The sequence below is a fragment of the Streptomyces sp. NPDC002698 genome, from assembly GCF_042888945.1.
Lineage (GTDB): Bacteria > Actinomycetota > Actinomycetes > Streptomycetales > Streptomycetaceae > Streptomyces.
Window position 1 is genome coordinate 23,764 of the sequence record NZ_JBIAQM010000031.1, and the last position, 25,557, is coordinate 49,320.

Genomic DNA, 25,557 nt, shown 5'->3' on the forward strand with positions numbered 1-25,557 from the left:
GTATCGCCGCGCCCCTTGCCTCGTACACTCCACGGGATGAAGTGGGTGCGTTCAACCGGTGTCATCGCTCTCGCGTTCCTGCTGAGTGGCTGCGGCGCGGAGTTCAATCCGCTGTTCGTCGAGAGCGGGAGTTCCGGTCCGGTGATCGGCTGGCGCGAGTGCCCGGGCGTCAAGTACGACGGCATCACCGAGGTCGGCCTGTACCGGTGGGATCACGACGGCACCGCTGATGATCCGGGCCAACTGCTGTGGCACATCAAGGCTTCCCACGGGATCCCGTTGCATCGAATCCGCCTCGGGAGCTCCCCGCAAGGCTTCACGACGCGGCTCCCTCTGTCCGTCGAGCTGGACCCCGCATCCACGTACGCGCTGCGCACCAACATGACCTCGGACGATCTCGTCTCGGGATTCCTCACCTTTCAGCCCCGCCAACTCGACACCGGGCGCGTGGTGTTCAGCGACGGCGAGGAAGCATCACGAAAGGCGTACGAGGACCGGGACAACGAGGACTTCGGCTGCTTCACCGACTGAAGGCGACGCGGCAGGGGCGGCGTAGCTGCTCGACTCCGCCCGGTCCCTGCTTTGTTCATCGAACGGCGGTCTTCGCACGCCCTCGTTCGCCGCCTCCTCGTCGTACCCACTGCCTCAGCTTCTTGAGGGCGTGTTCCTTGTGGATCCGGGTCGCCGGGAATTCACCCGTGCTCGTGATGAAAGCGGTCAGAGGGGTCCATCGCTCGCGCCCGTTGCGAGCCGTCCACCTCACGGCCGGAAAGTCCGTGACTTCCTTGACGCGGTCCCGGTCGATGACCCGTGTGCGCGAGTAGCCGCGAATCGTGATCCGCGAGTGGTCGTATGTCACGCCGAGCCGATATCCGCGGACTGCCAGAGCGGCGAACCCGAGCACAGCCAGAACGGCGAGAAGCCGCGGTGCTCCCCGCTCGGCCTGTACGGCGTACACGAGTCCGACAACCGCCGGAACGACCCCGAGGCCGCTGTTCGCCAGACGGTTGCGGGTCGGCAGCGTCTCTTCCATGGCCTTCCTCAGGTGATCTCGGCGCGGGCGCAGCCTACAGTCCGTGCTTCTCGGGACGCCATGAGTGGGTGTACCTGCTCCGCTACGGAGCTGAGTGAGGAGGGCTACGGAGCTGAGTGAGGAGGGGTGCGGCGCTGCTCCCGGGATCCGTCCTCGTGTCCGTCCGCCGTGGGGTCCTCGCGGGCCGGGGGCGCCGTCAGCGTGGAGTACGTGTGGGGGAGGAACCGCGCGAGGACGTACACGAGCAGGCTCAGCCAGCAGGTGGCGAACAGCCAGCCGCCCACGACGTCGGAGAACCAGTGGACGCCCAGGTAGACGCGTGACAGGCCGACGAGCACGGCCCAGCAGCCGATGAGCAGGACGAGGGTTCTCCTGGGCTGCGGGGCGCGGGCGAGCACCGCGAGGACGAGCAGCCCGCCCGCGACGGCGGAGGTGGTGGTGTGACCGGACGGGAACGACCACCCCGAGGCATGGGTGGCCCAGTTCGCCACGGGGGGCCGGGGCCGGGCGATCAGTGACATCACGGCGAACCGCAGGGCCTGCGCGGCGGCCAGGGCGCATACACAGGCGGCGACGGCGCGGACCCGCCGGTGTGCCGTCCGGCCGAGGAGCAGGCCGGACAGGACGACCAGCGAGTACGGGACGACTCCGGTGCCGGTGTAGGTCACGCCGCGTGCCATGGCGAGCGCCACGTCCGGGCGGTGCGTGAGCGACCAGGAGGTCAGCTCGGAGTCGCCGGACAGGGGAGCACCGTCGTGACCGGTCACGACCAGGGCCAGCAGCACGAACGTCATCAGGCTCCCCAGCGCGGTCGACGCGGCGATGCCGCTGGTGCGCTGTCGCTTCATGGCCGGGCCTGGACGGCGTCGGCCTCGTGCGCGGGTGAGGCGCCCGGGGCGGCGGACATGACTGCGGACATGACTGTGGCCTCTTTCCGCGGGACACGCGCACGGGGGCAGGACTGCTCGCCCGCGCCCAGCTGCGTTGCGGTCTCGTCTACACAACTGTAGACGGCGGGTGCCCGGGGCCGTCACCGGGTTGCCCCACGGAGATCAGCGTCCCATCGCCCGAGGAGGTCGGCGTCCTGTGACCCGCCGGGTGTCGGCGTCCCGTCACCCGGCGGAGAGGCGGTGCCGTGTCACCCGTCGGAGAAGCGGCGCCGTGTGACCGGGCGGGGGAGCGGCGCGGTAGCGCCCGGCGGAGAAGCAGTGCCGTGTCGCCCGGCGGAGAAGCAGTGCCGTGTCGCCCGGCGGGGGGAAGTCGCCGCCCGTCCACCTGTCTGGCCTTCCCGCGCGACCGGCGACGGGAGTCGCCCCGGTGGCCGGCGGAGGGAATGCCGTACCCTGCGTGTTACGTATAACCCTGGAGAGGTCCGATGAGACGCATCGCCCTGGTCACCCTCGTCGTCGACGACTACGACGAGGCCGTCCGCCACTACACCGAAGCCCTCGGTTTCCGCCTCGTCGAGGACACCCCGAGGCCCGACGGCTCCCGCTGGGTCGTGGTCGAGCCGGGTGCGGACGGCGGCGGAACCGGGCTGCTGCTCGCCCGGGCCAAGGACGAGGCGCAGCGCGGCCGGATCGGCGACCAGACCGGCGGACGTGTCGGCTTCTTCCTGTACACCGACGACTTCGCCCGCGACCACGCCAGGATGCGCGCCGCGGGCGTGACCTTCCTGGAGGAGCCGCGCCACGAGCCGTACGGCTCGGTCGTCGTCTTCCAGGACCTGTACGGCAACCGCTGGGACCTGCTCCAGCCCGCGGGCTGACCGGCCCGGTCTCCCGCACCCTCCCGTACGGCCCCGTACTCCTCCGCACCCTCCCGATCCGAACGACCTCCCGAGGAACACCGCACATGACCGCGCCCCGCATCGACATCGACACGATCCGCCGCCTGCCCAAGGCGGTCCTGCACGACCACCTCGACGGTGGCCTCCGCCCGGCCACCCTGGTCGAGCTCGCGGAGACCGTCGGCCACACCCTGCCCACCACGGACCCGCGGGAACTGGCCGCCTGGTACTACGAGGCCGCCAACTCCGGCGACCTGGTCCGCTACATAGCCACGTTCGAGCACACCCTCGCCGTGATGCAGTCCCGCGAGGGCCTGCTCCGCACGGCCGAGGAGTACGTCCTCGACCTCGCCGAGGACGGTGTCGTCTACGGCGAGGTGCGCTACGCGCCCGAGCTCATGGTCAACGGCGGGCTGACCCTGCCCGAGGTCGTCGAGGCCGTGCAGGAGGGCCTCGCCGCCGGTATGGCCAAGGCGGCCGCCGCGGGCACCCCGGTGCGCGTCGGCACCCTGCTGTGCGGCATGCGGATGTTCGACCGGACCCGCGAGACCGCCGACCTCGCGGTGGCGTTCCGGGACGCCGGAGTCGTCGGCTTCGACATCGCGGGCGCCGAGGACGGCTTCCCGCCCGCCGACCACCTGGCCGCCTTCGAGCACCTGCGCCGCGAGAGCGTCCCGTTCACCATCCACGCCGGCGAGGCGCACGGTCTGCCCAGCATCCACCAGGCGCTCCAGGTCTGCGGCGCCCAGCGCATCGGCCACGGCGTCCGCATCACCGAGGACATCGTGGACGGCAAGCTCGGCCGCCTCGCCGGCTGGGTGCGCGACCGCCGCATCGCCCTGGAGATGTGCCCGACCTCCAACCTCCAGACCGGCGCGGCGAAGTCCATCGCCGAGCACCCCATCACCGCCCTGCGCGACCTGGGCTTCCGCGTCACCCTCAACACCGACAACCGTCTGGTGTCGGGGACGACGATGACCCGGGAGATGTCGCTGCTCGTGGAGGAGGCGGGCTGGGGCATCGAGGACCTGCGCACCGTCACCGTGAACGCGGTCAAGAGCGCGTTCATCCCGTTCGATGAGCGCAGGGCCCTCATCGAGGACGTCGTGCTTCCCGGCTACGGCTGCTGAACCGGTCCGAGGACGTCGTGCGTCCCGGCTACGGCTGCTGAACCAGTCCGCGTACGTAGGCGGCCTGTCCGACGTGCTGGAGATCGTCGGACAGGACGCTGACCAGGCGTACGCCCAGGGTGACCGGCGGGTCCCAGCGTTCGTCCACGACGCGCTCGAAGTCGGGGGCGGCCAGCCCGCCGACGTAGGCGAGGGTCCGTTCGTGGACGGCGTCGTAGTAGCCGAGCAGCAGGTCGCCCGACTCCACCCGGACCCGGGCGACCTGCCCGGACGTGTGGCCGTACCCGGTGTCGCCGCGCGGCAGGTCGAGCCCGAAGCGCTTCGACCAGTCCTCGGTGAGCCACACCTGCTCCGTCCCGGCCGCGTCGGCGACATGGTCGTCCTGGACCCGGGTGAGGTGCCAGACCAGCCAGGAGATCGAGTTCGCCGTCTCGGCGGGGCGGGCGTTGAGGGCCTCGGGCGCGAGCCCGTCGACAGCGGCATGGACTTCTTCCCGGATGCGGCCGAAGCCGTCGATGAGGATGTCCTTCGCAAGCATGGAACCACCATCGCCCATCGCGCCCGTCCCTGCGTCCGGAACCGCCCGGGTGTCCGAAACGGTGCCGGGCACGCCGCCTCCCCGCCGTCGCCGCGCGTCCCGGACGGTTCAGGCACCTTCCTGAGAGGCGTCGAGCAGGGCCATCAGGGCCCGCGCCGCCGGGCTCGTGGCCTCCGCCGGGGGCAGCATCGCGACCGTCTCGTACGAGCCCTCCGAGACGCCCTTGAAAGGCAGCGCGGTGAGATCGCGGGCCTCCGGCTTGTGACCGAAATGGCGTGGTACGACGGCGACGCCGAGGCCCTCGTGGACGAGCTCCAGCAGGCTGTGGACGTCGTTGACCTCCAGGGCCACCGTCCGCCGCACACCCGCCGCAGCGAAGGCCGCGTCGGTGGTGCGCCGCGGACCCCAGTCGGGGTGGAAGTCGACGAAGGCCTCCCCGCCGAGTTCCTCGGGCGTGACCACGGCGGCGGTCGCCAGCGGGTGCTCGGCGTGGCAGAGCACGGTCATCGGCTCACTGGCCAGCGGGACCGACCGCAGATGCTCGGCATCGGCGCGGGTGCGCACGGCGAAGGCCAGGTCGAGACGGCCCGCCGCGACCTCCTCCGCCAGTGCCTCGGAACCCGCCTGGCGCAGCCGGATCTCCACGTCCGGATGGCGCCGCCGGAACGCGGCGAGCAGCCGGGCGCAGTGCACGCCCGCGATGCACTGTTCGGTGCCGAGGGACAGAGTGCCGCGCAGCACCCCCTGGACGGCGGCCACGGCGTCGTGCGCCGACCGCACCTGGGCGAGGATCCGTTCCGCCTCGACGAACAGGGCGCGGCCGGCCTCCGTGAGGGTGACCCGGCGGGTCGTACGGACGAACAAAGGCGCTCGAAGCTCCCGCTCCAGCGCTCTGATCGAGGAGGAGAGACCCGACTGCGACACCATGAGCCGCTCCGCCGCCCGGGTGAAGTGCCGGTCCTCGGCGACGGCGACGAAGTGCTGAAGATGACGCAGTTCCATGAGAGGCAAGGGTAGGCGCCGGCGACGGGCGCCCGGACCGATTGAGAAGCGGGATCGCTCAATGTCATCCGGTCCTTCCGTTGGACCGCTGCCCGCGGGGCGCGCGAGAGTGGAGGCAGCCTGTTTCCCCGGCCTCTCAGGAGTACGCGTTGTACACCCCGCACCCCGACCGTTACGCGGACATGCCCTACCGACGCACAGGACGCAGCGGCCTGAAGCTTCCCGCGCTGTCGCTCGGTCTGTGGCACAACTTCGGCCCCGACCGGCCCGTGGACGTGCAGCGCGCGATCCTGCGCCGCGCCTTCGACCTCGGTGTCACCCACTTCGACCTGGCCAACAACTACGGCCCGCCGCCCGGCGCGGCCGAGTCCGCCCTCGGTGACGCCCTGAAGGCGGATTTCGCGCACCACCGCGACGAGCTGGTCGTCTCGACCAAGGCCGGCTATCTGATGTGGCCGGGCCCGTACGGCGAATGGGGCTCGCGCAAGTATCTGCTGTCCTCGCTCGACCAGAGCCTGGGCCGGATGGGCCTCGAATACGTCGACATCTTCTACTCGCACCGCCCCGACCCGGAGACTCCGCTGGAGGAGACGATGGGAGCCCTGCACTCGGCGGTCCAGCAGGGCAAGGCGCTGTACGTCGGCGTCTCGAACTATTCGGCGGAGCAGACCCGTGAGGCCGCCCGGATCCTGGCCGAGCTGGGCACCCCGCTGCTCATCCACCAGCCGCGCTACTCGATGCTCGACCGCCGCCCCGAGGACGAGGGGCTGCTGGACGCGCTCGACGAACTCCAGGTGGGTTCCATCGCGTACTCGCCGCTGGAGCAGGGCCTGCTCACCGGCCGCTACCTCGACGGCATCCCGGAGGACTCGCGGGCCGCGAGCGGCAGCCCGTTCCTGAGCGCGGACACGGTCACCGAGGATCTCGTGGGCCGGCTGCGGACCCTCGACGAGATCGCCAAGTCCCGTGGCCAGTCGCTGGCCCAGCTCGCGCTGGCGTGGGTGCTGCGCGGCGGCCGGGTCACCTCTGCCCTGGTCGGCGCCAGCAGCCCGCGGCAGTTGGAGGACAGCGTCGAGGCCGTCGCCAACCTGGACTTCACCGAGGACGAACTCACCCGGATCGACGCGGTGGTCAGGGCGTAGGGGCCTGGAGCGCGGGGCGCGCCCGCGGGTGTACGCCGAGTTCCCCGACGTGTGACCGCGTCGGGGAACTCCTCGAAAGCTGTCGATGCCGTTTCGGCCAACCGTGGTGATGAATATGCCAAGAGACTGGCTGAATTCACGTGGTGACAGTGTGTCAGTAGTGACGATACTCAATCAGTAGGGCAATTCAGCCATGCCTGTGCAATTGCACGGAGCATCGCCCATGAGCCGCAGGGAAAGTGAGGCCGGACCGGCGACGAGCGACGCCAATGGGGGAAGATCGTGCACGACGAATTCCTGTGCCATGTCACCGCGTACGGCATGTGCGGCGGTCAGCGCGTCGGCGTACCCCTCGGCACCTATCGCGCGCCGACCCTCGCGCTGGCCCTGTGGTGGATGCGGGACCGTGCGGCCTGGATGGCCGAACGGCTCGATCCGCAGCCCGAGGATCCCGCCTTTCCGCCCAACTCGATCGCCCCGGTGGGGGACGGCGTTCCCGACGTCCCGACGATGCTGCGCGCCTGGTGTGGCGACTCGGGGCAACAGGAGCTGGTCGCCGAGGAGTTGGCCGCGGGCAAACTCGTCCGCGTCTCCACCAGCGACGACACCACCGAGTACGAACTGCTCGCGGAATCGGTGGACGCGCTGCGCATGCACCGCACCGCCACGGTCCTCGGAACCTCCGCCGCCTGACCGTTCGCGGGCCCCGGTCGGCGAACGCAGATCAGGCGCTTATGCGGGCAGATCGTTAGAATTCAGGCATGGCAGAGAGGCCGCTCGCGGCGACTGCACCCGAGCTCGTCCTCGAAACCGAGACGGGCTCGACGGTGATGAGTCCGAACCACGATTACCACGTCGGGCGCGATCCGCTGTGCGACGTCGTGATCGACGACGTCCGGGTCTCGTGGCACCACGCGGTGCTGCGGCCCCACGCCGATCACTGGACGCTCGAGGACGAGAACAGCACGAACGGCACGTACGCCGACGGCCGGCGCGTCCACGAATGGGGCGTCGGACCCGGCAGCGTGATCCGCTTCGGCAGTCCCGCCGACGGCCCGCGCGCCGTCCTCGTCAGCCGCCCGCCGCCCCCCGCGGAGCGCCCCTCGGCCGTCTCCATGCCGGCCGCCACCAGCACGTTCAGACAGCCGACCACCGTACGGCCGCTGCCCTCCCGCACCGTCCGCATCGGCCGTGGCGCCGACAACGACCTCGTCATCGACGACCTGATCGTCTCCCGGAACCACGCCGAACTGCAGGCCCGGCCCGACGGGACGTACGAGATCGTCGACCTCGGCAGCCACAACGGCACGTTCCTCAACGGACAGCCCGTCGAGCGCGCCCCGATCACACCCGGTGACATCGTCGGCATCGGGCACTCCGCGTTCTGTCTCGTCGGCGACCAGCTGCAGGAGTACGTCGACAGCGGCGAGGTCTCCCTCGACGTGCAGAACCTCACCGTCGAGGTGGACAAGGGCCGCAAGACGCTCCTGGACCAGGTGTCGTTTCCCGTCGGCGAGAAATGTCTGCTCGCCGTCGTCGGCCCGAGCGGCGCCGGCAAGTCCACGCTCCTGAACGCGCTCACCGGACAGCGGCCCGCCGACCACGGCACGGTGCTCTACGACGGCCGTGACCTCTACCGCGACTACGCCGAGCTGCGCCAGCGCATCGGCCTCGTCCCGCAGGACGACATCCTGCACGCCCAGCTGACCGTCCGCCGGGCGCTGACCTACGCCGCCGAACTGCGCTTCCCGCAGGACACGGCCAAGGAGGAGCGTTTGGCGCGGGTGGACGAGGTGATCGGTGAACTCGGCCTGGGCCAACGTGCCGACCAGCCCATCCACAGTCTGTCCGGCGGACAGCGAAAGCGCGTCAGCGTGGCCCTGGAACTGCTCACCAAGCCGTCCCTGCTCTTCCTCGACGAACCGACCTCCGGACTCGACCCGGGCATGGACCGCTCGGTGATGCACATGCTGCGCGGCCTCGCCGACGACGGCCGAACCGTCATCGTGGTCACCCACAGCGTGCTCAGCCTGGACGTCTGCGACCGGCTCCTGGTCCTCGCACCCGGCGGCAAGGTGGCCTATTACGGGCCGCCCGACGACACGCTGGCCTTCTTCGGCTATCGGCAGTGGCCCGAGGCGTTCGAGGCCTTCGAGCGCGACACGGACCGTGACTGGGCGGGGGAGTACAAGGACTCGCCGTTCCATGGTCAGTACATCGACAAGTCGACCTCGCAACCGAAGGTGCCGGACGCGGCCACCGGAGCGCTCGTCGGACCGCCGCCGAAGGCCCAGAGCTGGGGCTCCCAGCTCCGTACCCTGGTCCGCCGCTACGCGGCCGCGCTCGGGGCCGACCGGACCTTCCTCGCCATCATGATCGCCCTGCCGTTCGTGATGGGCGCGATGGCGCGGGCGCTGGCGGGCGGCAAGCTGACCCAGGAGACGGCGATGAACGCGCTGCTCATCCTGTGTGTCGGCGGCGTGCTGACCGGCGCGGCCAACGCCGTGCGCGAACTCGTCAAGGAACGGACGATCTACCAGCGAGAACGGGCCGTCGGCCTGTCCAGATCGGCGTACCTGATGTCCAAGGTCGTCGTCCTCGGCACCATCACCGTGCTCCAGGCCGTCGTGCTCACCCTCGTCGGCCTGTTCGGCGTCGACCTCAACGCCCCCGGGGGCGAAGGCGTCCTGATGCCGCCCCTCCTGGAGATCACGCTGGCGGTGGCCCTGCTCGCCTTCACCGCGATGATGCTCGGCCTCCTCGTCTCCGCCGTGGTGCGCAAGGAGGAGGTGACGATGCCGCTGCTGGTGCTGCTGGCCATCGTCCAGGTGGTGTTCTGCGGCGCCCTGCTGAAGCTGCACGGTGTGCCCGGCCTGGAGCAGCTCTCCTGGCTCGTGCCCTCCCGCTGGGCCCTGGGCGCGATGGCGGGGACCATCGGCCTCGCCCGGATCGTGCCCGGCGACCTGACCGGCGATCCGATGTTCCGGCACTCGACCAGTGCGTGGCTCATCAACATGGGCATGCTCGTGGTGCTCTCCGTCGTCTTCGGCTGGCTGGTCGCCCGGCTGCTGCGACGGCACGAGCCCGCGGTCATGCGGAAGTAGCCGCCGATGACGACCCCCGGCTTCCGCCCGACGCATGTCGTTCCGCAGGACGGGCTGCCCGCCTGGGAGTCGCCCGACCCGTCCCGGCCCACCGTTCCCCTGGACGCGCTCCTGCCGGTCGAACTCGTCGACCGGCTCGGCGACTGGGGGCGGATCGTGTGCGCGAACGGCTGGTCGGCCTGGGTCGACGGCCGCCTGTTGATCGCCGTACCGCAGGTACCGCCGGCGGCGACCCGTCCGCTCGCCCGCACGGCCGATCCGCGCCCGCTGCTGGCCCGCGTCGAGCAGGCGCTCACCGACTACCGGCAGGCGGCCGAGGACCTGGCGTCCGGGCAGCTCGAGGCCGAGAACTTCCGCGCCCGGACGATGGGCAGCCGGATCGGTGTGGTCGTCGACGGCGAGTCGCTGTGGCTGTACGACGGCGAGCACGAGCGATGGGTGTACTGCGACGGGACGCGGCTGAGCACCTTCGCGGTCGAGCGAACCCCCTCGACCGCGCGACGCGAGAGTGCTCACCGGCCCCGGGAACAGGAACCGTCTCGGGACCGGGGGCCGGAGCAGGATCGGGGTCCGGAGCGCGACCGGTCGCAGGAACCCGGCCGACCGCAGGGTTCCGGCCGGTGGCCGGAGCGGGACCGGTCGCAGGGGCCGGGCACGGCGCGCGAGCGCCAGGCGGAGCCGACGCGGATCGTGCGGGAGCCCGCCCCCGGCGGGCCCCCCAGCGGGCCACGGGGCGGGCCTCCCGGCGGACACGAGCCCACCCGCCTGGTGACTTTCGACAGTGACGGCGACGGCGACGGCGACGACGACAACGACGGGAGCCGGGACTGATGCACGGCGCGGGGCGGGAACGGGGCGACGGCTGATGGACGAGACGTCCGGGCGGGACACCAGCCCGTTCTCGGGGCGGCCCTCCGACCTGATCGGACGGCAGATCGCGGGCTACCGGATCGAGCGGGAGATCGGCCGCGGCGGGATGGCCGTCGTCTACCAGGCCAAGGACCTGCGTCTGGACCGCACGGTCGCCCTCAAACTGCTCGCCCCGGAACTCGCCCGGAACGACACCTTCCGCGGCCGCTTCACCCACGAGTCACGGGTGGCCGCCGCGATCGACCACCCGCACATCGTGCCCGTGTTCGAGGCGGGCGAGACGGACGGCGTCCTCTACATCGCCATGCGTTACGTGGCCGGACGCGACCTGCGCCATCTTCTCGACCGTGAGGGTCCGCTGACGGTCACCGTGGCCGCCCGGATCGGCATCCAGGTCGCCTCCGCGCTCGACGCGGCCCACGATCACGGTCTGGTGCACCGGGACGTGAAACCCGGCAACATCCTGGTGGCCCAGGGCACCGACAGCGACCACCCCGAACACGTCTATCTCACGGACTTCGGACTGACCAAGAAGTCCCTGTCGCTGACCGGGTTCACGAGCGTCGGACAGTTCGTCGGCACCCTCGACTACGTGGCGCCGGAGCAGATCTCCGGCAAGCCGGTCGACGGCCGCTGCGACGTCTACAGCCTCGGCTGTGTCGTCTACGAGACGATGGCCGGCCGTCCGCCCTTCCGGCGCGACGACGACATGGCGCTGCTGTGGGCCCACCAGTACGACCAGCCGCCGGCCCTGACCACGCATCGCCCCGACATCCCGGAGGCGGTCGACGCGGTCCTCGCGAAGGCGCTCGCCAAGAGCCCCGACGACCGGTACGACTCGTGCCTGGCCTTCGTCAGCGCGCTGCGGGTCGCCGCACGCGGCCCGGTGACCGGGAGCGGCACCGGGTCGAGCACGGAGGCCGAGGTGGCGTCGGGCGGCCCGGGGCCCGTGCCGCAGCCGCCCGTCTGGGCCCGGCCGGTGTTCCGGGGCTGAGGCACCACCGTCAGCCGTCAGCCGTCAGCCGTCAGCCGTCAGCCGTCAGCAGGCGGTATCGGTCATCGGTCGACGGACTCGACCTCGCCCTTGCGCCGGACGCTCTTGGCCAGAAGGGCGCCCAGGAAACCGGTGACCAGCCCCCACAGCACGGCGAGGCCGAGGGCTCCCCACACCTGGGGCTTCAGGAAGAGCTCCCCCTTCAGGCCTCCGCCGATGTCACCGAGGCCGAGGATCGACAGGCCGTAGTGCGCCGAGATCCGGCCCAGCAGGCAGATCATGAGCACCGTCAGCGCCAGCGCGACCGCCATGCGGACGGCGTGCTGCCAGGCCCGCGTCCGGGCCGGTGAGCGGGCCGCCATCAGGAACGCCGCCCCGAGCAGCAGTACGGCGTCGACGACCACCAGCCACCAGATCCTGCCGTCGTAGTCGGCGAGGGAGTCGAGGTTGAGCGCGGACACGTCCGGAGTGCGCAGCACCTCGTCGAGAACGTGCGGCATCGGCAGTCCGAAAGGCCCGTCCACCCGTCCGTTCCAGGTGGCGCCCAGCCCGATGGTGAACGCGAGCCAGACGACATTGGGAAGACCGAGGAGCATCACGGCGAAGGTCTCGGCCGGATGCCCGCGGGTCGCCGCCACGACCAGTCCGATGACCACGCCGAGGCCCACGCAGGCGAGCAGCAGGATCACCATGGCGTACGCGGCCGGCCGTACCGATTCCTGGAAGCGCAGCAGCCGGGCCGGGAGCGGCGCACCGCGTGAGACCAGCAGCGCGATCACGAAGACGCCGGCGAGCCACAGCACCCCGAGAACCAGCGTCGGTGCCATGGCGGTCTTGAAACCCACCTCGGGCGTTGCGCCGAACAGGTCGCCGATGGCGCCGATGGTGCCGTCCCCGAGGTCGATGGTGAAGTTCTGGCGGGCCGCGAGCGCCAGCCCGATCAGGACGAGCAGCCACAGGACGGCGAGCCGTCCGGCCCAGCCGGCCAGCTCCGCCGCTCCGGCGACGGCGCGGTGCCGCAGCGGCCGCAGGAATCCCGCCCCGAGCACCAGCGCCCCGGTCAGGGTCACCGACAGCGGGATCACCGTGAGGCCCGCCTTCGTCTCGGCGATGGCTCCCGCGTCGCCGGTGAACTCGATGGTCCCGCCGACCGCCGTGACCAGGGTGGCCGCGACCACCCGCGGATAGGCGTTGTCGGGGAGGTCGGTGGCCCCGGAGGCCCACAGGCCGAGAGCGGCGACCACGGCCATCAGGACCAGACCGGCCAGTACGGCCGCGAGGGCCTGGAGCCAGCCGTGACGGGCGGCCGGACCTGTACCGCTGCTGTGGGCCGGCTGGGCGGACGGTGTCTGGGGACTCACGCTGCCACGCTAAGCAGCACCGACACCGTCCGCCCCTCGGGAGAGCCGGCCGCGTCGGCTTGCGGGCATCGGCGGACCGGGGCACACAATGGTTTCGTTATGTAGGAAAACAGTACAAAAGCACCTCGGTGCCACCGCATCCCTCCATCGGGAGAAGAGCTTGTGAGCGTCGAACCGCCATCCTCCGGCCGCCCCACAGGACCACCTTCGGGCCCGCTGTCGGGCCCGTCGCAGCCGAGCCCCACCCAGCCCGTCAACCTTCCGCCCGCGGGACCGCCCAGCGGTGCTTCCGGAGCGGGCGACGGAGCCGGTGGACCGGGAAGCGGTGGTACGGGAGGGGGCGGTACGGGTGGCGGTGGCTCGGGCCCCGAGGGGCCCGGCGGTGGATCCACCGCCGGGCAGCCGGGTGGGGGACCCGAACGGCCCTGGTGGCGGTCGGCGCCGCGGGTCGCGCTGATCACCGGTGTCGTGGCGGCGGCGGTGATCCTCGGACTGGTCTTCACCAACAGCGGCGGCGGGGCCAAGAACGCCAGCAGCGAGGTGTTCGCGCAGCCCGCGGGCAAATCGGGGCCCGACGCGTTCACCGAGTCGACCGCCAACGACAGTTCCATCGAGTCGGAGACGCCCTCCGCATCGGCATCGTCGGCGTCGGCGCCGGCCACCAGGGGCGGCACCTACAGCGGCAGCGCGCCCGGCCTCTACGGCGGCACCCGCAACGTGTCGAGCTGCGACGTCGAGAAGCAGATCAGCGCTCTGAAGGCGGACCCCGCGAAGAACAAGGCCTTCGCCTCGGTCGAGGGCATCCAGCCGAACACGGTCCCCACGTACCTGCGCTCCCTGACCCCCGTACAACTGCGCCTGGACACCCGTGTCACCAACCACGGCTACCGCAACGGCGCCCCCACCAGCTACCAGGCGGTCCTCCAGGCGGGCACCGCCGTTCTCGTGGACTCCCGCGGTGTGCCCCGGGTGCGCTGTGCCTGCGGCAACCCGCTGCTCGAACCGGTACCGCAGAAGGGCAATATCAAGACGACGGGCGACCCGTGGCCGTCGTACCGTCCGCAGAACTCCGTGGCCGTCGCGCCGTCGACGACGGTCATCAAGGTGTTCGTGCTCTACGACCCCGAGAGCAACGAGTGGATCGAGCGGCACCGGGGCGACGACGTGGACAAGGACAAGAAGACGCACCCCCCGGTGAAGCCCTCGCCCTCGGTCAGTGACTCGGGTTCCGAGTCCCCGTCGACCTCGGCCTCGCCGTCGTCCGAGAGTTCGTCCCCGTCGTCCTCCTCCGAACCGTCCTCCTCCGAACCGTCCTCCTCCGCGCCGTCCTCGGTGGAACCGGAGAGTCCTTCCAGCGAGCCCCCGCCGCCCGTGACGGAGTCGGCCCCGGCGTCCGGCTCGTCGTCCGGCGAACAGTCGCCGGAGGCGCCCGGTTCCTCTCCCGCCTCGGGCGACGGCGGCTGAGGGTCCGGGGCGACGCGCCCCGGCTTCACCGAGAGCGGAACGCCGGTCCCTTCCCGTACGGCCCCGGGCTTCTAGGCTGAAGGGGTGAGCGACCACGTGACGAACGAAGCCCGCGTCATTCCCCTGCGCCCGGCGGCGGGAGGGCCTTCCCGGGCAGCGCCGCCGGCCGGTGCCCCGGGCCGAGCACCGCGGCCGCCGGCGCTCGCGCCGCTCCGGGGACCCGCGGCTCCCGCTCCCGCGGCCAAGGAGCCGCTGTGGCGCGACCTGGTCGGCGACGTCCTGAGGCGCGAGCGCCTGGCCCAGGAACGCACGCTCAAGGACGTGGCCGACGCGGCCCGGATCTCCATGCCCTACCTCTCCGAGGTGGAACGCGGCCGTAAGGAGGCCTCCTCCGAGGTCCTCGCCGCGGCCGCGCGCGCCCTCGGTCTCGGTCTGACCGACCTGCTGTCGCTGGCCCAGCGCGAGCTGACCCGGCACACCCGGTCCGAGTCCGTCCGGGGTCGCTCCGCGTCCACCCCGTCCTCGGCCTCGCGGTACGACGGGATGTGCCTCGCCGCCTGACGCCGTGCCCGCCGGCTCGCCGAGGTCAGACCACGGCGAGCCGGCGGCTGAGGATCTCGTCCGCGAGCCCGTACTCCACGGCTTCCTGCGCGGTGAAGATCTTGTCGCGGTCCATGTCCGCGCGCAGCGTGGCGACGTCGTGGTGGGTGTGCCGGGACAGGACCTCCTCGACCTGCGAGCGGATCCGCAGCATCTCCTTGGCCTGGAGGCTGAGGTCCGACACCGTGCCCTGACGGCCGCCGCTGGCCGGCTGGCCGAGCAGCACGCGGGCGTGTTCCAGGACGAATCGCCGCCCGGGATCACCTCCGGCGAGCAGCACCGCGGCGGTGGAGGCCGCCTGCCCGACGCAGAACGTCGAGATGGGCGCCTGGACGAAGGTCATCGTGTCGTAGATGGCCATCAGCGAAGTGAACGATCCCCCGGGCGAGTTGATGTAGATCGCGATCTCGCTCTCCGGGCTCGACGACTCCAGATGGAGGAGTTGCGCGATGACGACGTTGGCGACACCGTCGTCGATCTCCGTGCCGAGGAAGATGATCCGCTCGGAGAGCAGCCGGCTGAAGACGTCGTACGACCGCTCGCCCTGCGGGGTCCGCTCGACGACGTTCGGGATCGTGTACGTACCCATGTCAGAGTCCCGTCCGTCGCCGTGACGCGGCCGGGCGGACATCGTCGAGCGACTCCACGACCCGGTCCACCATGCCGTACTCCCTGGCCTGCTCCGCCGTGAACCAGCGGTCGCGGTCACCGTCCCTGGAGATCGTCTCCTCGCTCTGGCCGGTGTGCTCCGCGGTGATCCGTTCGATGGCCCGCTTGGTGAACTCGTGGTTCTGCGCCTGGATCTCGATGTCGGCGGTGGTGCCGCCGATGCCCGCGGACGGCTGGTGCATCATGATCCGCGCGTTCGGCAGGGCGAAGCGCTTGCCGCGGGTGCCCACGCTGAGCAGGAACTGTCCCATGCTCGCGGCGAATCCCATCGCGAGCGTGGAGACGTCGTTGGGGATCAGCCGCATGGTGTCGTAGATGGCGAGCCCGGCGGTCACCGAACCACCCGGACTGTTGATGTAGAGGCTGATGTCGGTGCGCGCGTCCTCGGCGGACAGCAGGAGCAGCTGGGCGCACACCCGGTTCGCGGAGACCTCGTCGACCTGGGTGCCCAGGAAGACGATCCGCTGGGCCAGCAACTGCGCGGCCAGATGGTCGTCGTAGCGGGTCGCCGGGGTGTCGCCCTCCTCGGCCCGCGGCATGCGGTCCGGATACCGGCCGGTGATGAGGGGAGTCATGGTTCCTCCTTGCCGTGACGCGGCGGGTGTCGCCGCTGACTCCACTCTCGGTCCGGCGGCGGTGCCGGAGCGGATTTCTCGGCCCGTGGCAGATTCGCCGTCGGCAGAGCCGGAAAGCGCCCCGGAGTGTTCCCGCGGACTCCCCGCCGACTGCGACGGCGACGGCGACTGCGACGGCGACGGTGGCGGTGGCGGCGACGGTGGCGGTGGCGGCAGTCGGGAGGCGGGCCGGCGGAGGACCGGCACCGTTCCTCAGGTGGTCGCGCGGAGTTGGCGGAAGAACGCCCGGATGTCCGTGACCAGCAGATCCGGCTCCTCCATCGCGGCGAAGTGTCCGCCCCGGTCGAACTCGGTCCAGCGGACGATGGTGTCGGTGCGTTCCGCGACATGGCGCAGCGCGACGAAGTTCTCCTCGGGGAAGACGGCGAGGGCCGTCGGAGCGGTCGACGGCTGGGGCGGTGTGCCCCAGTAGGCGGCGTGGGCCCGCTCGTAGTAGATCCGCGCGGACGAACCGGCCGTTCCGGTCAGCCAGTACAGCATCACGTTGGTCAGCATCAGATCCCGGTCGACGGCCTCCTCGGGACGGTCCCGCGAGTCCGTCCACTGCCTGAACTTCTCCGCGATCCAGGCGAGTTGACCGACCGGGGAGTCCGTGAGGGCGTACGCGAGGGTCTGCGGCCGGGTGGACTGGAGCGCGGCGTATCCCGCCTCCTCGCGGTTCCATTCCCGGCTCCGCCGCCAGGAGTCGAGGGTGCGCTCGCGCTCGTACGGGGTCAGCTCGGCCAGTTCCAGGGCGGTCGGCTCGGTGACGGCGGACGACCCGGGCAGCAGGTTGAGGTGGACGCCGGTCACCCGGTCGGGGTGCGCCCTCCCCAGCTCGCGCGAGACGGCCCCGCCCCAGTCCCCGCCCTGTGCGCCGTATCGCCGGTAGCCGAGGCGCTCCATCAGGACGGCGAACGCCGCGGCCACCCGGGTGAACTCCCAGCCGGTGTCCCGTGTCGGTCCCGAGAGCCCGAAGCCCGGGATGCTCGGCACGACCAGGTGAAAGGCGTCGGCCGGATCGCCGCCGTACGCGCGCGGATCGGTCAACGGCCCCACGACATCGGTGAATTCGACGATGGACCCGGGCCAGCCGTGCGTCATGACCAGCGGGGTCGCGTGGGGTTCCGGCGAGCGGATGTGCGCGAAGTGCACGCGCGCGCCGTCGATCTCGGTGGTGAACTGCGGCCACGCGTTGAGGCGTTCCTCGGCCGCGCGCCAGTCGTAGGCGTGCCGCCAGTGGTGGACGAGATCCTGGAGGTAGTCCTTCGGGACTCCGTAGGCCCAGCCCACTCCGGGCAGTTCGTCGGGCCAGCGGGTGGCGTCGAGACGGCGGTGCAGGTCGTCGATGTCGCTCTGCGGGAAGTCGACACGGAAGGGATGGACGCCGGGGGAGTCGGTGGGATTCATGTCCGGGGATGCTAACTCCGCGCCCGGCTCGCCCGGCACGGGTTTTCCGCGGTACCGGGGGCCGCGCCGACCTCCGGTGGTCATGGCCGAGGCGGGTGAAGGGGCGCGCACCGGGCGGTCCCGGGTCGTCGCGGGTGAGGTCGTGCGCGCGCGGCCGATGAGTTTTCGGACGAGGATCGGTCGACAGAGGTGACGACGATTTCCGCCCGAGGAGGTACACATGCCCGCCGACGGTTTCACCACCTGTCTGTGGTTCGACGGTCAGGCCGAGGAGGCCGCCCACTACTACGTCTCGATCTTCAAGAACTCCCGGCTCGGCCGGGTGGGCCGCTACACCGAGGCCGGGCCCGGGACCCCCGGTTCCGTGCTGGCCGTGGAGTTCACGGCCAACGGCCAGAAGTTCGTCGCGGTCAACGGAGGCCCGCAGTTCACGTTCGACGAGGCGATCTCGTTCCAGATCCACTGCTACGGCCAGGAGGAGGTGGACCACTACTGGGACAAGTTCATCGAGGACGGGGGCGAGGCGGGTCCCTGCGGCTGGCTGAAGGACAAGTACGGACTGTCCTGGCAGATCGTCCCCGACGGGCTCATCGAGCTGCTCGGCGACGCGGACACGGAGAAGGCCGCCCGCACGGCCCAGGCGATGTACAAGATGACCAAGCTGGACATGGCGGCCCTGGAAAGGGCGCACGCGGGGGAGTGACCGACGGCCGCCGCCCTCCGGCCGGGACAGGGAGCCTGTCCCGGCCGGAGGACGGGGACGCCGGGCGCAAGGGGTGCAAGTGACGCAAAGGGCGCAAGGCGTGTGACGAGGGACAGCGACAGGCGACGGGCGACAGGCGGCAGACGGCGGGTGCCGGGGCGCCTCAGGCAGGGTGGTCGCGCGGGCGGATCCGGGCCGCCAGCACCGCCACGTCGTCCTCCGCGTGCCGGGCGTCGAGCGCGACCAGCACCTCGTCGAGCAGGGCGTCGACCCCGGCACCCGGTGGAAGCCGCAGCGAGGCCAGCCGTCCCAGCGACTCGTCGATGTCCTCGTCGCGGCGCTCGACGAGACCGTCGGTGAACATCACCAGGGTGTCGTCCGGGGAGAGCCTGCGGACCACCTGCTGGTAGCCGCCCACCCCCGTGCCCAGCGGCGGACCCACCGGCAGCGGCAGCAGTTCGCCCGAGCCGTCACCGGCGAACACCACCGGCGGCAGATGCCCGGCACCCGCGATCACCGCGATCCCGCGCGCCGGGTCGACCCGCACGAGCAGACAGGTGGCCGGGCGTCGGCTGCCGTCCTCGGCGACCGCGGTGTCCAGACGGCGCAGCACCCGGTGGGGCGGAAGATCCGTGGAGGCGACGTAGCGCAGCATCGAACGGTACGCGTTCATGTCCACCGCGGCGTCCAGGCCGTGCCCCATCACGTCGCCGACGACCAGCAGGGTGCGCCCGAAGTGCAGCCGTACGGTCTCGAACCAGTCCCCGCCCACCAGGGAACCGCCGCCCGCGGGCAGATAGCGGGTGGCGAGGTCGAGGTTCGGATGCGGCCGGCCCGGTGCGGCGAGCAGTGCCCGCTGGAGGTCCAGGACCGTGCCGCGGAGGGCCGCGTGCTCGCGGGAGTGGCCGAGGTGCACGGCCGCGAGCCGCGCCGCGTGGTGGGCGCCCGCCACGTCGGCGCCGGTGAACGGCGCGCCCTGCCGGACGGCGAGCAGCACCCCGTACCGGTGTCCGTGCGCGAGGAGCGGTACGGCCATGACCTGCCGGGGTGTCCGGCCGGACAGGTCGATCGAGGCGGCGATCGGACGGCCCTCGTCGAGCGCCCGGACCGACAGCGGGCGCCGGCCCTCCAACGGGGTGAGCAGCCGGGTGCGGCCGCCCTCGGCGACGCGGGTGAACTCCGGGTCCGAAGTGCGGCGGCCGGCCGCCACGTCCTTGGACAGCAGGTCCACCGCGGCGGTCTCGCACAGGCGCCGGCACACGAACGTGACGAGTTCCTCGCAGGTCGTGTGTTCGTCGAGCGTCGTACCGATCGACTCGACGGCGTCCTCCGAGGCGTCGGACGGCATCCCCGCACCCGCCGTCCCGTCCTTGCCCCGGCCCGCCATCACACCTCCACCGCAGCACCCCCTGGGTCCATCCACGCACGGGGGTGGTCCGCCCGCACGCTCAGTTCCGCGGCGGGCGGTCGTTCACCAGCACCGCCGCGCCGTCGAATCGGCCCGCCTTGAGGTCGCGCAGCGCCCGCGGCGCTTCCTCCAGGGGATAGGCGTGCGTCGTGGCGCGGATGCCGTGGCGGGCCGCGAGTGCCAGGAAGTCCCTGCCGTCCTCACGCGTGTTGGCGGTGACGCTGCGCAGTTCCTTCTCCTGGAACAGGTCGCTCTCGTAGCGCAGCGGCGGGATGTCGCTCAGATGGATGCCGGCGACGGACAGGACACCGCCCCGGTCGAGTGCGCGCAGGGCGACCGGCACCAGATCACCGGCCGGCGCGAAGAGGATCGCGCTGTCCAGCGGCTCGGGCGGCACGTCGTACGCCCCGCCGGCGGACGCGGCCCCCAGGCCGAGCGCCAGCCGTCGCGCGGCCGGATCGCGGGTCAGTACGTGCACGGTGGCGCCCTCGGCGAGCGCGAGCTGCGCGCAGAGGTGGGCGCTGCCGCCGAAGCCGTACAGGCCGAGCCGCCCGCCCGGCGGCAGCGCGGCCCGGCGCAGGGCCCGGTAGCCGATGATGCCCGCGCACAGCAGAGGGGCCAGGGCGACGTCGTCCACCCCGTCGGGCAGCCGGTAGGCGAAGGCGGCCGGTACGGTCGTGTATTCCGCGTAACCGCCGTCGGCGTCCCAGCCGGTGTACTCGGACGCCGGGCAGAGGTTCTCGGACCCGCGCAGGCAGTACCCGCAGGTGCCGTCCGTACGGCGCAGCCAGGCGACCCCCACCCGGTCGCCGGGGGCGAAGCCGCTCACCGCGCCGCCGGTCGCCGCCACCACACCGACGGCCTCGTGGCCCGGTGTCACGCCGGGGCGGTGTACGGGCAGGTCGCCCTCGGTGACGTGCAGGTCGGTGCGGCACACCCCGCAGGCGCGGACGTGGACCAGGAGCTCGTCGGGGCCGGGCACCGGCACCGGTCGCTCGGCGAGGCGCAGCGGGTCCCCCTCGACCGGCCCCGGCCGGACCACTTCCCATGCCCGCATCATCCCGTGCCCCGTCCCGTCGACGGCCGGACCGGCCCGCCTCCAGTGTCCTGCGGGGCCCGCGGTTCGGCGCGCGGCCCCGGTGAAGGCTGGCTAGCGTGAACAGCGCAATCGTTCACCGAACAGGAGAAGGTCGGGTCATGGCCGTACAGCCTGAAGGAACGCCCTGCTGGGCGGACGCGATGTTCAGCGATGTCGAAGGGGCCAAGAGCTTCTACGGGGACGTGCTCGGCTGGACGTTCGGCGAGTCGTCCTCGGAGTACGGGAACTACACACAGGCCTACTCCGGCGGCAAGGCGGTGGCCGCCGTCGTACCGCCGATGCCGGGGCAGGAGGGCCAGTCCGCCTGGTGTCTGTACTTCGCCTCACCCGACACCGCGGCGACCGCCGAGAAGATCAGGAGCCAGGGCGGCGAGGTGCTGATGGAGCCGATGCAGGTCGGCGAGTTCGGCACGATGGCGCTGGCCCGGGACCCCGGCGGGGCCGTCTTCGGCGTCTGGCAGGCGGGCGTCCACGAGGGCTTCGAGTCGATCGGCGAGCCCGGCTCGTACGCCTGGGCCGAGGTCTTCACCCGTGAGCCGGAGAAGTCCGACACGTTCTTCCCGGCCGTCTTCCCCTTCACCGCCCAGCAGGTGCAGGACGACGCCGTCGACTTCCGCGTCTTCAACATCGACGGGAACCCCGTGCTCGGCCGGATGAAGATGACGGACGACTTCCCGCCCGAGGTTCCGTCGTACGTCAACGTCTACTTCGCCGTCGAGAACTGCGACGAGGCGGTGTCCAGGGCGACGGCGCGCGGCGCGGTCCTGCGCTTCGGGCCGATGGACAGCCCCTTCGGCCGGTTCGCCGCCCTGAGCGACCCGCAGGGCGCGTCGTTCTCCGTCATCGACATGAAGACGACCCAGGGCGAGATGCCCGGGATGACGGACGTGTCCTGACGCTCGTCCGTGACCGCCGCCCGCCGGTCACCGGCGGGGCGGCGCCACCCCGCACCACTCCGTGCGCGGGGTCCCCGCCGGGGCGTGGCATGATCGGGGCCATGCCTGAACGTGTTGTTGCCGCCTGTGACGGGGCTTCGAAGGGAAACCCGGGACCGGCCGGATGGGCCTGGGTCGTCGCCGACGGGGACGAGACCCCCACCCGCTGGGAGGCGGGACCGCTGGGCACGGCGACGAACAACGTCGCCGAACTGACGGCGCTGGAACGCCTGTTGACGGCCGTGACCGCCGATGTGCCGCTGGAGATCCGGATGGACTCCCAGTACGCGATGAAGGCCGTCACGACCTGGCTGCCGGGCTGGAAGCGCAAGGGCTGGAAGACGGCCGCGGGCAAGCCCGTGGCCAACCAGGAACTGGTCGCCCGGATCGACGAACTCCTCACCGGACGTACGGTGGAGTTCCGTTACGTCCCCGCCCATCAGGTCGACGGCGACCGCCTGAACGACTTCGCCGACCGTGCCGCCAGCCAGGCCGCGGTGGTGCAGCAGGCCGCGGGCAGCGACCTCGGGTCCCCGGAGCCGCCCGCCTCCCCCGACACCCCGGTAGCCTCCCGCCGCCGTCCCGCGGCCAAGACGTCCCGGCCGGGCGCGTCGAGCCGCACCATCAAGGCCAAGTTCAACGGCCGTTGTGTGTGCGGTCGTTCCTATGCCGCGGGCGAGCCCATCGCCAAGAACGCCCAGGGCTGGGGCCACCCGGAGTGCCGGAGCGAGGCGCAGGGCGGAGCCTGAGCCCCGGCGTTCCCCGCGCCGCGGGCGCTCGCTCGCGCCCGCGCCGCGGCCGTGATCAGACGGTGTCGAACGTGTAGAAGGCGGAGTGGTCGAGCAGGTCGGCCGGCCGGGTGTCGTTCCACGGCTTCATCGTCTCGCCGAGGTCGACGACGTTCGGGGTGTCCTTGAGCGGGACATAGCCGGAACCCGGGTGCCGGCGCTGCCACTGGGCCCACAGCCTGTCTATGAAGGCGTGGTGGAGCCAGAACACCGGATCGTTGGGCGAGACGCCCGTGCCCATCTGGCCGCCCACCCACACGTGCACCCGGTTGTGGAGGTTGACGCCCCGCCAGCCTTCGAGGTGATTGCGGAAGCCGTCCGAAGCGCTGTTCCAGGGCGCCATGTCGTACGTCGCCATGGCGAGCACGGACTCCACCTCGGCGCGGGTCGGCAGTTCCCGCACTCCGCCGCCCAGCGACCTGCGCAGATAAGTGCGGCTGTCCACGCGGACGTTGATGGGCCAGTTGCCCGAAGAGGCGGCGAACGGACCGTCCATCACCCGGCCGTCCAGACTGCGCCCGGTTCCGCCGAGGAAGTCCGGCGCCCACAGGGACGCCCGAGCGGTGCGGTCGGTGCTCCAGTCCCAGTAGGGCAGGGCCACCGAGGGGTCGACGGCCTGCAGGGCCCGCTCGAACTCCAGAAGGAATCTGCGGTGCCAGGGCAGGAACGAGGGTGAACGGTGGCCCGTCCGCTCGCCGTTGTCGGTGTCGCCGAGGATGAACGCGTTGTGCGTGGTGACGAAGGCGTCGTACTTTCCGCTGCGCTTCAGTTGCAGCAGCGCGTCGACGAATCGCCGCTTCTCGTCGGCGGTCAGGCTCGCCTGGTTCTTGCGTACGGTCATGTGCGGGACTCCACGATCTGCTTTGCGGGGTGGTTCAGTTGGCGGCGAAGGGCACGAGCGGCGCCCCCTGCAGCTCCACGACGGCGGCGCGGGCCGCGTCGCGCGGGGTGGGCACGGGGTCGTAGTGGCTGACGACGCTGATCCAGCTCCCGTCGGCGTTGCTCATCACGTGCAGCTCCGCGCCGTCGACGAACACGGCGTATCCGCCGCCGTGGTGGTGGCCGCCCCCGGTGACCGGGCGGCCTTCTATGCGGCGCCCGCGGAAGACCTCGTCGAAGGGTTGCGGGCCGCCGTGGTGGTGCTCGCCCATGGACTCCCGTGCGGCGGCCGGCCCGTTCGGGGACGCGGACGCGGACGCGGAGGGTGCGGTCAGGGTCTGGGCACCTGCGCCCGCGGCGAGCGCGGCGGCGGCGCCGAGGGCGCGGCGGCGAGTGAGCTCCGGCATGCGGAGACCTCCTGTGATCAGCGGTGTTGATGACCCGATATGCCTATCGGATCGTCAAACAACGGGAGAAATCGCCGAATGTCGGTTGGCTGTGATCCGGACAATCGTGGATATGTCATGCAGGATTGAACAAAGATGATCTTGCTGTCCGAGGTGTCCGCGGCCGTCGGCGGGCGGAAATCCTTCGGCCGGAAGGTGCCGTGGCGATGATCTTGCGGTCGTGGCCGCCGGCTCGTGGCGCGGCTCACGTCCGCGATCTGGCGCGAACCGCGAGCGTGACGACCCTGCTACTCTTCGTGTTCAATCGACCGCATTGTGCAACATAGGGGAGTGCGCGTGAAGATCGCGTGCGTCGGTGGCGGACCCGCAAGCCTGTACTTCTCGATCCTGATGAAGCTCCAGGACCCGTCCCATGACATCACCGTCCACGAGAGGAACCCGGCCGGATCGACGTACGGCTGGGGTGTGACCTACTGGGCGGGCCTGCTCGACAAGCTGCGCGAGGGTGATCCGGCGTCCGCGCTCGCCGTCAGCGAGAACTCGGTGAGCTGGAGCGACGGCGTCGCCCATGTCGGTCCCCGCACGACAGTGGCTCCGGGGGACGAGGGATTCGGCATCGGCCGCCGCCGGATGCTCGACCTGCTCGCGGAGCGGGCCCGCTCCCTGGGCGTCCGTGTCGAGTACGAGAGCGAGATCGCGGCCGACCGGCTGCCCGACGCCGACCTCGTCGTCGCCGGCGACGGGGTCAACAGCGCCCTGCGCGAGCGCCATGCCGGCCACTTCGGCACCGAGATCAGCCACGGGCGCAACCACTACATCTGGCTCGGCACGACGAAGGTCTTCGACGCGTTCACCTTCTCCTTCGTGGAGACGGACCACGGCTGGATCTGGTGCTACGCGTACCGGTTCGGCGACGACCGGAGCACCCTGGTCATCGAGTGCTCCCCGGAGACCTGGACCGGCCTCGGGCTCGACCGCGCGGGCGAGGCCGACGGTCTCGCGCTGCTGGAGAAGCTCTTCGCGGACCTGCTGAACGGGCACGGACTGATGGGCCGGGAGCGGTCCGACGGCGCGGCGCAGTGGCTCACCTTCCGCACGCTGACCAACCGGACGTGGCACCGCGGCAACCTCGTCCTGCTCGGCGACGCCGCCCACACCACGCACTACTCGATCGGCGCTGGCACCACCCTCGCCCTGGAGGACGCCATCTGCCTGGCCGGAGCGCTGCGGGAACACCCGGACCTCGAGACCGCCCTCACCCGGTACGGGCGGAAGCGCAGGTCCGAGCTGCTGTCGGTGCAGAGCGCGGCCCGTCACAGCGCCCAGTGGTACGAGAGCCTGCCGCGCTACATCGGTCTTCCGCCGGCGCGGATGTTCGCCCTGCTCGGGCAGCGTCACTCGCCCCTGCTGCCGTACGTCCCGCCGCAGCTGTACTACCGCCTCGACCGTGCGGCCGGCCGGCTGGAGGCGCTGCGCCGCTTCAAGCGATGGCTCGGCCCCAAGATCGCCTGCGGAGTACAGGCCCGCGCCGGGAGATAGCCGTGCCGGGGTGACAGCCGCACGGGGGTGGCGGCTGTACCGGCTCGTGCCGGGCGATATCCGTACGTGCCTGCGCCTG

26 protein-coding genes are annotated in these 25,557 nt (G+C 71.5%); 14 read left to right on the top strand and 12 right to left on the bottom strand.

Annotated features, from left to right (window positions below):
- Positions 1-36 precede the first annotated feature (36 nt).
- Positions 37-531, top strand: coding sequence for a hypothetical protein (locus ACFYW9_RS31425; protein ID WP_389157461.1), 495 nt, complete (start codon positions 37-39; stop codon positions 529-531).
- Positions 532-586: 55 nt separating this feature from the next.
- Here ACFYW9_RS31425 and ACFYW9_RS31430 read toward each other — a convergent pair whose 3' ends face one another.
- Both ACFYW9_RS31430 and ACFYW9_RS31435 read right to left on the bottom strand, forming a co-directional pair.
- Complete coding sequence (locus ACFYW9_RS31430) at positions 587-1,033, bottom strand: hypothetical protein (protein ID WP_389157464.1); 447 nt, start codon at positions 1,031-1,033, stop codon at positions 587-589.
- A gap of 104 nt (positions 1,034-1,137) precedes the next feature.
- A complete protein-coding gene (locus ACFYW9_RS31435) occupies positions 1,138-1,881 on the bottom strand; it encodes a phosphatase PAP2 family protein (protein ID WP_389157467.1) in 744 nt (247 codons plus the stop codon).
- Positions 1,882-2,408: 527 nt separating this feature from the next.
- On the opposite strand from ACFYW9_RS31435, the gene ACFYW9_RS31440 reads away from it, so the two are divergent.
- The gene (locus ACFYW9_RS31440) at positions 2,409-2,801 is read left to right on the top strand and encodes a VOC family protein (RefSeq protein WP_351871232.1); all 393 of its coding nucleotides are present in this window, start codon (positions 2,409-2,411) and stop codon (positions 2,799-2,801) included.
- 86 nt (positions 2,802-2,887) lie between these two features.
- A complete protein-coding gene (locus tag ACFYW9_RS31445) occupies positions 2,888-3,952 on the top strand; it encodes an adenosine deaminase (protein ID WP_389157471.1) in 1,065 nt (354 codons plus the stop codon).
- 28 nt (positions 3,953-3,980) lie between these two features.
- On the opposite strand, the gene ACFYW9_RS31450 is transcribed toward ACFYW9_RS31445, so the two are convergent.
- Positions 3,981-4,490, bottom strand: coding sequence for a DUF664 domain-containing protein (locus ACFYW9_RS31450; RefSeq protein ID WP_389157474.1), 510 nt, complete (start codon positions 4,488-4,490; stop codon positions 3,981-3,983).
- 108 nt (positions 4,491-4,598) lie between these two features.
- Positions 4,599-5,492, bottom strand: coding sequence for a LysR family transcriptional regulator (locus ACFYW9_RS31455; RefSeq protein WP_389157477.1), 894 nt, complete (start codon positions 5,490-5,492; stop codon positions 4,599-4,601).
- Between the two features lie 149 nt (positions 5,493-5,641).
- Here ACFYW9_RS31455 and mgrA point away from each other — a divergent pair, with 149 nt between their 5' ends.
- The 5 genes from mgrA (at position 5,642) to ACFYW9_RS31480 (ending at position 11,602) form a co-directional block, all read left to right on the top strand.
- On the top strand, positions 5,642-6,634 hold the full coding sequence (gene mgrA / locus ACFYW9_RS31460) for an L-glyceraldehyde 3-phosphate reductase (RefSeq protein WP_389157480.1): 993 nt from the start codon (positions 5,642-5,644) through the stop codon (positions 6,632-6,634).
- A gap of 282 nt (positions 6,635-6,916) precedes the next feature.
- Positions 6,917-7,327, top strand: a complete 411-nt coding sequence (locus ACFYW9_RS31465) for a hypothetical protein (RefSeq protein ID WP_351871246.1) — start codon at positions 6,917-6,919, stop codon at positions 7,325-7,327.
- A 68-nt stretch (positions 7,328-7,395) separates the two neighbouring features.
- Positions 7,396-9,738 (top strand): FHA domain-containing protein, encoded by a 2,343-nt coding sequence (locus ACFYW9_RS31470; protein ID WP_389157484.1) that lies wholly within the window; start codon positions 7,396-7,398, stop codon positions 9,736-9,738.
- A gap of 6 nt (positions 9,739-9,744) precedes the next feature.
- Positions 9,745-10,569 carry a hypothetical protein gene (locus ACFYW9_RS31475; RefSeq protein WP_389157487.1) on the top strand — a complete coding sequence of 275 codons (825 nt, stop codon included), beginning with the start codon at positions 9,745-9,747 and terminating at the stop codon, positions 10,567-10,569.
- Positions 10,570-10,603: 34 nt separating this feature from the next.
- Positions 10,604-11,602, top strand: a complete 999-nt coding sequence (locus ACFYW9_RS31480) for a serine/threonine-protein kinase (protein WP_389157490.1) — start codon at positions 10,604-10,606, stop codon at positions 11,600-11,602.
- Between the two features lie 62 nt (positions 11,603-11,664).
- On the opposite strand, the gene ACFYW9_RS31485 is transcribed toward ACFYW9_RS31480, so the two are convergent.
- The gene (locus ACFYW9_RS31485; protein WP_389157493.1) at positions 11,665-12,963 is read right to left on the bottom strand and encodes a streptophobe family protein; all 1,299 of its coding nucleotides are present in this window, start codon (positions 12,961-12,963) and stop codon (positions 11,665-11,667) included.
- A gap of 162 nt (positions 12,964-13,125) precedes the next feature.
- Between ACFYW9_RS31485 and ACFYW9_RS31490 the strand changes: the two genes are divergently transcribed.
- A complete protein-coding gene (locus ACFYW9_RS31490; RefSeq protein WP_389157496.1) occupies positions 13,126-14,427 on the top strand; it encodes a DUF6777 domain-containing protein in 1,302 nt (433 codons plus the stop codon).
- A gap of 84 nt (positions 14,428-14,511) precedes the next feature.
- Positions 14,512-14,988, top strand: coding sequence for a helix-turn-helix domain-containing protein (locus tag ACFYW9_RS31495; protein WP_351871264.1), 477 nt, complete (start codon positions 14,512-14,514; stop codon positions 14,986-14,988).
- A 25-nt stretch (positions 14,989-15,013) separates the two neighbouring features.
- On the opposite strand, the gene ACFYW9_RS31500 is transcribed toward ACFYW9_RS31495, so the two are convergent.
- From ACFYW9_RS31500 to ACFYW9_RS31510, 3 genes are all read right to left on the bottom strand, one after another.
- The gene (locus ACFYW9_RS31500; protein WP_328456163.1) at positions 15,014-15,616 is read right to left on the bottom strand and encodes an ATP-dependent Clp protease proteolytic subunit; all 603 of its coding nucleotides are present in this window, start codon (positions 15,614-15,616) and stop codon (positions 15,014-15,016) included.
- A gap of 1 nt (position 15,617) precedes the next feature.
- Positions 15,618-16,271, bottom strand: a complete 654-nt coding sequence (locus ACFYW9_RS31505) for an ATP-dependent Clp protease proteolytic subunit (RefSeq protein WP_389157500.1) — start codon at positions 16,269-16,271, stop codon at positions 15,618-15,620.
- A gap of 252 nt (positions 16,272-16,523) precedes the next feature.
- A complete protein-coding gene (locus tag ACFYW9_RS31510; protein WP_389157503.1) occupies positions 16,524-17,720 on the bottom strand; it encodes an epoxide hydrolase family protein in 1,197 nt (398 codons plus the stop codon).
- Between the two features lie 220 nt (positions 17,721-17,940).
- On the opposite strand from ACFYW9_RS31510, the gene ACFYW9_RS31515 reads away from it, so the two are divergent.
- The gene (locus ACFYW9_RS31515) at positions 17,941-18,423 is read left to right on the top strand and encodes a VOC family protein (RefSeq protein ID WP_389157506.1); all 483 of its coding nucleotides are present in this window, start codon (positions 17,941-17,943) and stop codon (positions 18,421-18,423) included.
- A gap of 163 nt (positions 18,424-18,586) precedes the next feature.
- On the opposite strand, the gene ACFYW9_RS31520 is transcribed toward ACFYW9_RS31515, so the two are convergent.
- Together ACFYW9_RS31520 and ACFYW9_RS31525 are read right to left on the bottom strand one after the other, a co-directional pair.
- A complete protein-coding gene (locus tag ACFYW9_RS31520) occupies positions 18,587-19,810 on the bottom strand; it encodes a PP2C family protein-serine/threonine phosphatase (RefSeq protein ID WP_389157509.1) in 1,224 nt (407 codons plus the stop codon).
- A 61-nt stretch (positions 19,811-19,871) separates the two neighbouring features.
- Positions 19,872-20,888: a zinc-binding alcohol dehydrogenase family protein gene (locus ACFYW9_RS31525; protein WP_389157615.1), complete on the bottom strand. Its 1,017-nt coding sequence runs from the start codon at positions 20,886-20,888 to the stop codon at positions 19,872-19,874.
- A gap of 140 nt (positions 20,889-21,028) precedes the next feature.
- Between ACFYW9_RS31525 and ACFYW9_RS31530 the strand changes: the two genes are divergently transcribed.
- Both ACFYW9_RS31530 and ACFYW9_RS31535 read left to right on the top strand, forming a co-directional pair.
- Positions 21,029-21,826, top strand: a complete 798-nt coding sequence (locus ACFYW9_RS31530) for a VOC family protein (RefSeq protein WP_389157512.1) — start codon at positions 21,029-21,031, stop codon at positions 21,824-21,826.
- 89 nt (positions 21,827-21,915) lie between these two features.
- Positions 21,916-22,614 carry a ribonuclease H gene (locus ACFYW9_RS31535; RefSeq protein ID WP_389157515.1) on the top strand — a complete coding sequence of 233 codons (699 nt, stop codon included), beginning with the start codon at positions 21,916-21,918 and terminating at the stop codon, positions 22,612-22,614.
- Positions 22,615-22,669: 55 nt separating this feature from the next.
- On the opposite strand, the gene ACFYW9_RS31540 is transcribed toward ACFYW9_RS31535, so the two are convergent.
- On the bottom strand, positions 22,670-23,494 hold the full coding sequence (locus ACFYW9_RS31540) for a tyrosinase family protein (protein ID WP_389157518.1): 825 nt from the start codon (positions 23,492-23,494) through the stop codon (positions 22,670-22,672).
- A gap of 34 nt (positions 23,495-23,528) precedes the next feature.
- Positions 23,529-23,939: a tyrosinase cofactor gene (locus ACFYW9_RS31545; protein WP_389157521.1), complete on the bottom strand. Its 411-nt coding sequence runs from the start codon at positions 23,937-23,939 to the stop codon at positions 23,529-23,531.
- Between the two features lie 336 nt (positions 23,940-24,275).
- Here ACFYW9_RS31545 and ACFYW9_RS31550 point away from each other — a divergent pair, with 336 nt between their 5' ends.
- Positions 24,276-25,478 carry an FAD-dependent monooxygenase gene (locus ACFYW9_RS31550; protein WP_389157524.1) on the top strand — a complete coding sequence of 401 codons (1,203 nt, stop codon included), beginning with the start codon at positions 24,276-24,278 and terminating at the stop codon, positions 25,476-25,478.
- The last annotated feature ends 79 nt before the right edge of the window (positions 25,479-25,557 follow it).